This window comes from Oceaniovalibus sp. ACAM 378 (genome assembly GCF_008085915.1).
In the GTDB taxonomy this organism is placed as follows: Bacteria; Pseudomonadota; Alphaproteobacteria; order Rhodobacterales; family Rhodobacteraceae; genus Oceaniglobus.
The window spans coordinates 199,972-211,892 of record NZ_VSJK01000004.1; the positions used below are offsets into that span (position 1 = coordinate 199,972).

Below are 11,921 nucleotides of genomic sequence, written 5' to 3' on the forward strand. Positions count from 1 at the left end.
AGGGGGCCGCGGGACATGACCACACCCAAACGTCAAACCGGCGAAGACATCGCAATCGTCGGCATGGCCCTGACTGTGCCCGGCGCGGATTCGCCCGATGCGTTCTGGTCGAACCTGTCAGCCGGGGTCGAATCGATCCGCCGCCTGTCCGAGGACGAACTGCTTGCCGCAGGCGAATCCCCCGACCGGATGCGCCGCAAGAATTATGTCCCCGCGGCTGCCGTTCTGGACGGGTTGGCCGACTTCGATGCCGATTTCTTTGGCTTCTCGCCGAAAGAGGCGGCGATCCTTGATCCGCAGCACCGCAAGTTCATGGAAACCGCATGGGCCGCGATGGAGCACGCCGGGCACCCTCCGGCCACACTGGGCGGACGGGTCGGCGTCTTTGCAGGCTGCGGCATGGGCAGCTATTTCTACTTCAACATCTGCTCGAACCCCGATCTGGTGAACGACACCGGCATGTTCCTGCTGCGCCACACCGGCAACGACAAGGATTTCCTGTCGACCCGGGTGTCGCATTTGTTCGATCTGAACGGCCCGTCGATCAATCTTCAGACCGCCTGCTCTACATCGCTGGTTGCCGTGCATTATGCCTGCAAGGCGCTGAACGACGGCGATTGCGACATGGCGCTGGCGGGCGGCGTGACGATCGAACTGCCACACGGGCGGGGCTATGAATTCAAGGAGAACGAAATCCTGTCGCCCGATGGTCACTGCCACGCCTTTGACCACCGCGCGCAGGGCACTGTATTCGGGTCCGGCGCCGGCACCGTCGCCCTGCGCCGCTTGTCAGATGCTCTGCGCGACGGCGATCACATCTGGGCGGTGATCAAGGGCAGCGCGGTCAACAACGACGGTGCGGCCAAGGCCGGATATCTGGCACCCTCCGTCGATGGTCAGGCGTCCGCGATCCGGCAGGCGTTGGAGCGTTCCGGCGTTCCGGCAGAAACTCTGGGCTATGTGGAATGCCACGGCACCGGCACCTTTCTTGGCGACCCGATCGAAGTGACTGCCCTGACCGAGGCCTGGCGCAGCCAGACCGACGCGACCGCCTTTGCCCGCATCGGCAGTGTCAAAACCAATATCGGCCACCTTGATACCGCCGCCGGCGTTGCCGGGCTGATCAAGACCGCGCTGGCGTTGCACCACGGGCAAATTCCACCATCGCTGGGCTATGAATCCCCGAACCCTGCGATTGATTTCGACAACTCTCCATTCCAGGTGGCCGACCGGCTGACCGACTGGCCGATTGCCGGAACACGCCGCGCTGCGGTCAACGCCCTGGGTGTCGGTGGCACCAATGCCCATGCGATTCTGGAACAGGCACCGACCCGCGCCGCATCGGAAGACTCGGATTTTCCGTTCCAGATCCTGACGCTTTCGGCCAAATCCAAAGCCGCGCTGGACGCCAACGCGCAGGCCTTGGCCGACCACCTTCGCACCCACCCCGAACAGCCGCTTGCCGATATCGCCTTCACCCTGAAAGAGGGGCGCGCGGGCTTCGACAAGCGGCGCGTTCTGGTGGCGGAAACCCATGAACAGGCGATCGCCCTGCTTGAATCCGGCGATACCCGCCGCGTGTTCACCCATGACAAGGTGGCCGACAATCCCGGGGTGGTTTTCATGTTCCCGGGCGGCGGCGCGCAATATCCTGATATGGCGCGCGATCTGTACGAGACTGAACCGGTGTTTGCCGAGTGGATGGATCGCGGTCTGGATCACCTTGCGCCCCAGCTCGACTATGACATCCGCGCATTGTGGCTGCCCGAAGCCGGACAATCCGAAGCCGCCGCGAAGGCGCTGCAAAAGCCGTCCGTCCAGCTGCCGCTGATCATGATCGTCGAATATGCACTGGCGCAGCTGTGGATTTCATGGGGCGTCAAACCAACAGCGCTTGTCGGGCATTCCATGGGCGAAAACGTCGCCGCCTGTCTGGCCGGTGTCATCGGGTTTGAAGATTGCATTGACCTGATCCTGCTGCGCGGTCGCCTGTTCGATACCGTGCCCGCCGGTGGCATGTTGTCGATATCCCTGTCGCCCGTCGCTCTGGCCCCCCTGCTGAATGACGACATCGACATCGCATCGACCAACGCACCGGGCCTGACCGCCGTTTCCGGGCCGCAGGATGCGCTGGACCGGCTGGCCGAAGTGCTGCGGGAAAAGGACATCGAGTTTCAGCGGATCGCAATCGACATCGCCGCCCATTCCCGCATGCTCGACCCGATCCTGAGCGATTATCGTGCGTTTCTGGCCGGGATTGAACTGTCGGCGCCGATGCTGCCGGTGATCTCGAACCGTACCGGGCAACCGCTGAGTGATGAACAGGCGACCGATCCCGACTATTGGGTCGGGCAGTTGCGCAACACCGTGCGGTTTTCGGACTGTATCGACTATCTGACGCGGGAGCCTCGCCGCGTGTATCTGGAATGTGGTCCGGGCAAGGCCCTGTCATCGCTGACCCAGATGTGCGGTGCTTCGCCGGGTCAGGTGCTGTCATCGCTGCGCCATCCAGATCAGGATATGGCCGATGATGCGTTCCATTTTCAGACACTGGGGCGGCTCTGGGCCACTGGGGTTTCCATCGACTGGCCGCAGATCTGGGGCGAGGCGCGGCGCAATCGTGTGCCCCTGCCAACCTATCAATTCCAGCGGGCACGGTATTTCATCGAGCCGGGCAAGGCGGTTGCCGGGGCAGAAAGCGCACCCTTGCGACGGGCGGATGACATTGCCGACTGGGGATGGTCCACCGTCTGGCGACCGCGCCTTGCCGGACTTGATGCAGAGCTTGAAGATACGCTTATAACACCATTGAAATGGCTTATTTTTCTAGATGATTCCGGCACCGGCCGGGCCGTCGCATCACGCCTGACCGAAGCGGGCCATATGGTTAGCACGGTCCGTTCGGGCGATACATTTGCACGGCTGGCTGACGGCGATTACACCCTTGCACCCGAACGCGGGCGTGACGGTTATGACAGCCTGTTCGCCGATCTCGCCGACACGGGACGTCTGCCAGACCGTATCGCCCATTTTTGGCTGGTCACCGGGGCCGAAAAGTTTCGTCCCGGCAGCAGTTTTTTCGACCGAAATCAGGAACATGGCTTTTACAGCCTGATGTTCATGGCTCAGGCGATGGCGGATCACGAGATCGGCCCGGTGCATGTCACGGTGATGACCAACGGCGCGGCTCAGGTGGCCGACGAACCGTTGCTCTATCCCGAAAAGACAATGATTTCAGGCCCCTGCGGGGTTATCCCGCGCGAACTTCCGGGGCTGACCCTTTCCAGTCTCGACATTGATCTGCCGGTGAAACGGCGCGGCGGCGATGACATGCTGGCCGACCGCCTGCTGACCGAACTTCTGTCCCCCGCAAGCGCGGAAACCGCCGCCCTGCGCGGTGCGCACCGGTTTGCCCAAACCCTGCGCGCAACACCCCTCCCCGACGCGCCACCAACATTCAAGACGGGCTCTACATGGTTGATAACCGGCGGTTTTGGCGGAATCGGATTGGCCATGGCCGAACATCTGATCGACAGCTGCGACGCCAACATAGTGCTGGTGACACGTCGCGCCCTGCCATCCCGTGCGGATTGGCCACGCCATCTGCGCACCCATGCACCTCAGGACGCGACGTCCCGCGCCATCACCGCGCTGCAACACCTTGAAGCGAAAAGCGAAAATGTAATGGTAGCGACCGCCGATGTGGTCGATGTGGACGGGATGCGCGCCGTCGCCGATGCCGCCCGCGCCCGTTTTGGCAGGATAACAGGCGTGATCCACGCCGCCGGAGCAATCGACGACGGCCCGTTCCTGACCAAAGACGTGTTGAGCGTAGAGGCCGTATTTGCACCAAAGATCAACGGCTTGCGGGTTCTGGATGCTCTGTTCCCGGATGGCACACTGGACACTCTGGTGCTGTTTTCATCCACCTCAACGACGATCCGCGCCGCCGGACAAATCGATTATGTTGCCGCCAACGCCTATCTCAACGGGTTTGCCAAGGCGCGCAAAGGTGGCAAGACACGGGTGATTTCGGTCAATTGGGGGGTCTGGGCGGACGTCGGCATGGCCGCCAACGCCACGCAAGAGCCTGTCATTGCGGAACAAACCGCCACTGCACAACCGCTGCTCGATACTGCCGGTTTCGATGCAGATGGTGCGCGGGTGTTTGAGAGCCGTTTCACCGCCTCTGAGCGCTGGGTGCTGGACCAGCATCGGACCAAGGCGGGCGACGCCCTGATGCCCGGCACCGGGTTCATCGAAATGATCGCCGAGGCGCTGGCCGCACAGGAACACGACGGCCCCTATGAAATCGCCGACCTGTATTTTCTACGCGCGCTGGACGTGGGCGAAGTGCCCCGCCGGGTGCAGGTGCGGCTGGCCGCAAATGAAGACGGGCTGTCGATTGTCCTGTGCAGTGCGGTCGACCATGACGGGCGCACCGGGTTCCTGACCCATGCCGAGGCAACGGTTCTTCCCTTGAACGACGACGCGCAACCGCTTGATATCGCCGGTATCCGCGCCCGTTGCCGCAACATCCGCACATCCGACACCCGGCTGCAATCACCGCAAGAGGCGCAGTTGCAATTCGGCCCCCGCTGGCATGTGTTGCAAACCATGGCGTTTGGCGAGGGCGAAGGTCTGGCCGATCTGGCCCTGCCTGACGCGCTGAAGGATGACATCGATCAAGGCTACCGGCTGCATCCCGGGTTGATGGATCTTGCGACCGGCTGGGCGATCGAACTGATCCCCGAATACGCGCCCGATCACTTGTGGGTGCCGATGTCCTTTGGCGCGATCCGGGTGCACCGCCCGCTGCCCGCCCGGGTGGTCAGTTGGATGCGGCTGGCCCCTGGCGATCAGATGGACGGTTTCGCAGCTTTCGACATCACGATCACCGATGCAGATGGCAATATCTGTGTCGAGGTCTTCGACTTCGCAATGAAACGGCTGGCCACCAGCGCCGGTTTTGCCCGTGGCACTCCCGTGGCCGCGTCGGACCTGAGCTTTGACGCCCCGCGCACCCTGTCGGCGGATGAGGAACGGCTTGCCGATACTGTGGCCATGGGGATCCGCCCTGCCGAAGGTCCGGTTGCTTTGGACCGGGCGCTGACGCTTGCCTCCAAAAAAGGGTTGTCGCAGATCACCGTTTCGTCCCTGCCGCTTCCGGCGTTGATTCAGGCGGCTGACCGGGCCGTCACTGTCACCGATACGCCGGGCCAGACCTTTGATCGCCCGCAACTCGACAGCGATTACGTCGCGCCGCGCAATGCGGTCGAGCAAACACTGGCCGGATTCTGGCAGGCGCTTCTGGGTGTCGGTCAGGTCGGGGTGAACGACAGTTTCTTCGATCTTGGCGGGCATTCCCTGATCGCGGTTCGGTTGTTCGCGCAGATAAACAAGGCATTCGGTGTGCAGTTTCCAATCTCGGCGCTGTTTGAATCGCCCACCATAGCCACGATTTCCGAACGGATCGGCGCGCAGGTGGGCCATGTGACCGGCGGCGCGGCGGATGCGGGATCGACCACACCCGCGACGGATCGGTACGACCATCTGGTCGCGCTGCATCAGGGCAACGGTGGGCCAAAGACGCCGATGTTCATTGTGGCAGGGATGTTCGGCAACGTGATGAACCTGCGCCATCTCGGTCTGTCGCTGGGACAGGACCGGCCGGTTTACGGGCTGCAGGCGCGCGGGCTGACCGGCAATGCCGAGCCGCACCGCACCATCCATGAGGCAGCGGCGGCCTATATCGCCGAGTTGCGGCGGATTCAGCCCGAGGGACCGTATCTTCTGGGCGGGTTTTCCGGCGGCGGAATCACCGCATGGGACATGGCGCGGCAGCTGCGCGCAGCAGGTGACGAGGTGGCGGTACTGGCGCTGCTCGACACGCCTCTGCCTGTCCGCCCCAGCCTGACGCGGCAGGACAAGGTATTGATAAAAATGCAAGAGTTCCGTCGCAAAGGGCTGTCATATCTGGGCGAATGGGCAAAGAACCGGGTGCAGTGGGAGATTGAGAAGCGCCGCGCGCTCGGACCGCAAGCCGAAGAAGCCGCCTTTGACAACGCCGGGATCGAGGCGGCGTTTCGCACTGCCGTCGCGCAATATGATCTGTCCCATTGGGACGGCCCGCTAACGCTGTTCCGCCCGCCTCTGGACCGGCGCTGGCAGGTGTCGGATGGCGCATGGGTCAGTGCCGCGCGGGAATATGTGCTGCCCGACAATGATCTGACCCGCTTTGCCCCGCAAACCGAGGTGATCGAGGTGCCCGGCGATCATGACAGCATGGTTCTGGTGCCCAATGTAAACGTATTGGCGGCGCGGCTGAAATCGGTGATCCGCGCGGCGGAACGGGCGCGCCGATCGCCCCGGACCCAAAACCGGACGGCCGCAGAATGAGCGCGCCGCGTCTGTTGTGTGTGCTGCTGAACTGGCGCACGCCCGGCATGACCCTGCGCGCGGCAGCAGCGGCGCTGCGCGACATGGCCGGGATCGCGGGCGAGCTGGTGATCGTCGACAACGATTCCGACGATGGGTCGTTTGAACGGTTAACGGCCGAAGTGGCGTCCCGGAACTGGCCTGTGCGGGTGCTGCAATCCGGACGCAACGGTGGATTTGGGGCGGGCAATAATTTCGGCATCCGCGCCGGAATGTCCGACGGCTTGGCGCCCGATTATATCTATGTGCTGAATTCCGACGCCTTTCCCGATCCGGGCTGCATCCCGGCCTTGCTGGGGTTTCTCGAGAACCACCCGAAGGCCGGGTTTGCAGGCAGCCATGTGCGGGGCGAAGACGGGGTGGACCATTGCACCTGCTTCCGCTTCCCGTCAGTCACCGGCGAATTCGAGGGCGCGGTGCGCACTGGTATCGTGTCGCGCCTGTTGAAAAACTCCATCGTGCCGCTGGCGCTTCCAACCCGTGCCACCCGGGTCGATTGGGTGGCGGGGGCCAGCCTGATGATGCGCCGCGCGGCGCTGGATGACATCGGCTTGTTCGACGAGACGTTCTTTCTTTATTTTGAGGAAACCGATCTGGCTCTACGCGCCGCCCGCGCCGGGTGGCAGACATGGTATGTGCCGGAAAGCCGGATCGTCCATGTGGGGTCGGTCAGCACCGGCATGAAAACATGGGAGCGGATGCCGCAATACTGGTTCGACTCCCGCCGCCGCTATTTTACGAAAAATCATGGCCGCGCCTATGCCGGTGCCGCAACACTGTCACTGATTGCCGGGTCGGCGCTGTGGCGGCTGCGCTGCGCGCTGAGCAGGCGCGATGTGCGCGACCCAAAGGCTTTCCTGCGCGACCTGATTGCGTTCTCTCTGCGCCGCGATACAAGCCCGAAACCGACAGCTCTGCCGACTGAACGCCGTCTTACCGAGGATCCGAAATGACCCAGTTTTCCGCTGTTCTGATCGGGGGTGAATCCCTGTTGATCGCTTGTGGCGACATGCTGCTTTCCCGGGGGCACCGGATTGCCGCCGTGGTCTCCCGCGACGCCGATATCGCCGGTTGGGCCGAAAAGCACGCGATCGCCTGTGTGCGACGCCCCGCCGACCTGACGGATGCGATTGGCCCTTTCGACTGGTTGCTGTCCATCGCCAACCTGTCGCTTATTCCCGGTGCGGTGCTGGCGATGCCGGCAAAGGGCGCGGTGAACTTCCACGATGGCCCGCTTCCTGCCATGGCCGGGCTGAACACCCCGGCATGGGCGCGGATGCTGGGCCACGGGCAGCACGGCGTGACCTGGCACGTGATCGAGGGTGGTATCGACGAAGGCGATATCCTTGAGCAGCGTGAGTTTGACATTGCGCCCGAGGACACGGCGTTTTCACTGAACTCCAAGGCCTATGCGGCAGCGATGGAGTCTTTTCCCGCGCTGGTCGCTCAGTTGGAAACCGGGCTGAACCGCCAGCCGCAGGATCTGACCACCCGCCGATATTTCGCCCGTGATGATCGTCCGGCGGGGGGCGGCTTTATCGATCCCGCAGGGTCTGTGATGGATGCGGTCGCGTTGATCCGCGGGCTGGATTTCGGCGGCTATCGCAATCCGCTGACCCGGGCGAAACTCGCCACGCCACGCCTGCCGCTGCTGATCGGATCGGTCGCGGACTCAACGGAGACCGGCACGCCCGGAACCGTCATGTCCAACGCTGATGGCACGATCACTCTTGCCTTCGCCGATGGAGCGCTGGTGCTTTCGGGGCTGACCGGTCCGCTGGGCGAAACGGTGGACATCGCGTCCCTTGTAAAGGTGGGCGACAGACTGTCCGCACCTGACGTGCAAAGCGCCGCAACGCTGGCGAGTCTGGCCTCGGGCGATGGATATTGGCGCGGCAGGCTGGTCGCGGCGAATCCGCTGCCGATGCCGCTGGCCGGGCGGCTTGGCACCCCCGACTGGACCAACCGCCCGCTGTCCCTGCCGGCACTTTCCGCCGTTGAAACGATCGCCGTGGTCGGGCAATGGGCGCTGCTGTCCAGCGGCGAGGCCTCGGGTGATATCGGCTATTCCAGCGCCGCGCTGGCCGCCCATGTAAAGGCCGCGCCGGGCCTGATCGCCACCACCGCGTTTCTGAGGGTAACGCGCGGCGATCTCCCCGCCACGATTACCGCAATCGAACCGCAGCTTGATCGGATCGCCAAGACCCCCGGCTTTGCGCGCGATCTGTTCACCCGTGACCCCGACATCGCCTTCAATCGCCCGGGCGTGGCAATCAGCGAGGTGGGCCCGGTGTACGGCACGCCGCTGACGCTGACGCTGGGCGATACGCCCACCCTGCACTGGGATCGTGATCGGCTGTCCGATGACGCCGCCGCCCTGCTGGCCACACGTCTGGAACATCTGGCGGTCGAACTCGCCGCCGGTCGCCCGTCTGCCCTGCCCGCCAGTGAAACCGCGCTGTTCGATGGTTGGAACGCGACGCAAACGGATCATGACCGCGCCCTGACCATCCATGCCGCGTTCGAAGCGCAGGTGGCGAAAACCCCGGACGCGACCGCGCTGGTGTTTGAATCCGAAATCCTGAGTTATGCTGCCCTGAACACTGCCGCCAACCGCATGGCCCATGTGTTGCGCGACATGGGGGTCGGCCCGGGGTCGAATGTCGGGATCTGCGTGCGACGCTCGCCCGACCTGTTGATCGGCACGCTGGCGATCCTCAAGGCCGGGGGGGCCTATGTGCCGCTTGACCCCGCCTATCCCGCCGACCGTATCGCGCATTTTGTGCAGGACAGCGGTGCACAGGTCATCGTCGCCCAGCCCGAACTGATCACAGCCCTGCCCGCCTCCAACGCCAAGGTGCTTGCCACCAATGATCCGCGCATCGCCGGGGCCGACGCCAGCAACCCCACGGGTGGCGCTGCGCCGGAAGACCTTGCCTATCTGATCTATACCTCGGGCTCGACAGGTCTGCCCAAGGGCGTGATGATCGAGCACCGCAACGTTGCGAACTTCTTCACCGGTATGGATCAGCGGATCGATCACACGGCGGGTGCCGTCTGGCTTGGCGTGACATCTCTGTCCTTCGACATTTCGGTTCTGGAGCTGTTCTGGACACTGGCGCGGGGCTTCAAGCTGATCCTGTCCTCGGACGAAAACCGCGCCTTGATCGCCGGAGACACCCCCGCCGTCAGCGACCGGCATATCGATTTCAACCTGTTTTATTGGGGCAATGACGACGGTGTCGGGCCGAAAAAATACGAACTGCTGCTTGAAGGCGCCAAGTTTGCCGATACCCATGGGTTCAACGCCGTCTGGACGCCCGAGCGGCACTTTCACGCTTTTGGCGGCCCCTATCCCAACCCTTCGGTCACCGGGGCCGCCGTGGCGGCGGTGACGCAGAACCTGTCTGTGCGCGCCGGATCCTGCGTTGCGCCATTGCACCATCCGGCCCGGATCGCCGAAGAATGGGCGGTGATCGACAACCTGACCAACGGGCGCACCGGTCTTGCCATCGCCAGCGGCTGGCAGCCTGACGACTTTGTGCTGATGCCCGAAAACACGCCCCCCGCCAATAAACCCGCGATGTTCGCCGCCATCGAGACCCTGCGCAAACTCTGGCGCGGCGAAGCGGTGGAGTTTCCCCGCGCCGACGGCACGCCCTTGGCCGTGGTGACGCAACCCCGCCCGGTCTCCGCCGTACTGCCGATCTGGGTGACAACGGCCGGTAACCCCGACACATGGCGCGAGGCGGGCAGCATTGGTGCCAATGTGCTGACCCATCTGTTGGGTCAAAGCGTGGATGAGGTTGCGGGCAAGATCACCCTCTATCACGAGGCCCTGCGCGCAGCGGGCCATGACCCGGCGGACCACAAAGTCACACTGATGCTGCACACCTATCTGGCCGAAACCCGTGATCTGGCGCGCGACATCGCCCGCGAACCGATGAAGGATTACCTGCGCAGCGCGGCGGGCCTGATCAAGCAATACGCCTGGGCCTTTCCCGCCTTCAAACGTCCCGCAGGCGTGACCAACCCGTTTGAGGTGGATCTGGGCGGATTGGCCGAGGAGGAGCTGGAGGCGATCCTTGATTTCGCATTTCAGCGGTATTTCGACGACTCAGGAATGTTTGGCACCGTGGATGATGCGGTAGCCCGGGCGGAACAGTTGAAAAAGATCGGCGTGGATGAAATCGCCTGTCTGATCGACTATGGCATCGCGCCGGGTGTCGTGATGGAGGGTTTGAAACCGCTGGCCGAGGCGTTGAAGCGCGCCAATGCCGGATGGACCCCTGCCGAGGATGATTTTTCCATCGCCGCACAGATCCGCCGCCACGGGGTCACACATCTGCAATGCACGCCGTCGATGGCGCGGATGATCGCGATGAACGACGACGCGCGCAGCGCATTGTCGCGGGTGCAAACGCTAATGGTCGGCGGCGAAGCTCTGTCCGGCGATCTGGTGAAATCGCTGCAATCCGCGTCTGGCGCGACGATCCTGAACATGTATGGCCCCACCGAAACGACCATCTGGTCCACTGTGCAGCCCGTCACTGATGCCGCGCCCGATGTGCAATCCATTGGCACGCCGATCGCGAACACGCGGGTATATGTGCTGGATTCCGAGAGAAATCCGGTGCCCCTCGGGGTTGCAGGCGAGTTGGTGATCGCGGGCGAAGGCGTCGCGCGCGGGTACTGGCAGCAGGATGCAATGACCGCAGAGCGTTTTGCGCCAGACCCGTTCGGCAGTGGCCGCATGTACCGCACCGGCGATCTGGTCCGCTGGCGGATCGACGGCAGTCTGGATTTTCTCGGCCGCACCGATCATCAGGTCAAAATTCGCGGGCACCGGATTGAACTGGGCGAAATCGAAGCCCGGCTGGCCGAACATCCGGCGGTCAAACAGGCGGTGGTCATTTCGAGGAATATGGGCGGCGATACACGGCTGGTGGCCTATGTCATCGCCGATCCGGCGCTGTCGGACAAAGCCATGCGCGCGCAGCTTTCTTCCCTGCCTGACATCATGATCCCCGCGCATCTGGTGGTGCTGGACCGTTTCCCCCTGACCCCGAACAAGAAGGTAGATCGCAACGCCCTGCCCGAGCCGAAATCGCCGCGATCCGTCCGGGCTGCCAATATTGCCGCCGCGCCTGCGAATGAAACAGAAACAGCGATCGCCGCATTGTGGCAGCGGATTCTCGGGGTCGGCGACATCCGTCCCGACGACAACTTCTTTACCCTTGGCGGTCACTCCCTGCTGGCAGTTCAGGCGCACCGCGAGTTGAAAGAGGCACTGGCAGCACCGCGCCTGTCGATCACCGACATCTTCCGCTTTCCCACCCTCTCGGCGCTGGCCGCCCATGTGGACGCAGGCAAGGGGCGCGAAACGCCACCGGTTGACGCCACCGCCCCCGAGGGCGACACAAGGGCCGACACCATGTCGCGCCGGCGCGCGATGCGGGCTGAACGCGGAGCACGCTGACCAT

3 protein-coding genes are annotated in these 11,921 nt (G+C 63.6%); all 3 read left to right on the plus strand.

Annotated elements, in window-relative coordinates:
* Nucleotides 1-15 precede the first annotated feature (15 nt).
* From FQ320_RS06940 to FQ320_RS06950, 3 genes are read left to right on the plus strand one after another with little or no spacing between them, the layout of a single operon-like run.
* Entirely contained in the window at nucleotides 16-6,399 is a 6,384-nt protein-coding gene (locus FQ320_RS06940) for a type I polyketide synthase (protein WP_148470983.1), read from the plus strand.
* On the plus strand, nucleotides 6,396-7,391 hold the full coding sequence (locus tag FQ320_RS06945; RefSeq protein ID WP_148470984.1) for a glycosyltransferase: 996 nt from the start codon (nucleotides 6,396-6,398) through the stop codon (nucleotides 7,389-7,391). Before FQ320_RS06940 ends, FQ320_RS06945 begins: the two co-directional genes overlap by 4 nt.
* On the plus strand, nucleotides 7,388-11,917 hold the full coding sequence (locus FQ320_RS06950; protein WP_148470985.1) for a MupA/Atu3671 family FMN-dependent luciferase-like monooxygenase: 4,530 nt from the start codon (nucleotides 7,388-7,390) through the stop codon (nucleotides 11,915-11,917). Before FQ320_RS06945 ends, FQ320_RS06950 begins: the two co-directional genes overlap by 4 nt.
* Nucleotides 11,918-11,921 lie beyond the last annotated feature (4 nt).

What these genes read in the sequence shown, in the direction of transcription:
- FQ320_RS06940 (WP_148470983.1), top strand. Translation starts at nt 16, where the DNA reads ATGACCACACCCAAACGTCAAACCGGCGAAGACATCGCAATCGTCGGC.
- FQ320_RS06945 (WP_148470984.1), top strand. Translation starts at nt 6,396, where the DNA reads ATGAGCGCGCCGCGTCTGTTGTGTGTGCTGCTGAACTGGCGCACGCCC.
- FQ320_RS06950 (WP_148470985.1), top strand. Translation starts at nt 7,388, where the DNA reads ATGACCCAGTTTTCCGCTGTTCTGATCGGGGGTGAATCCCTGTTGATC.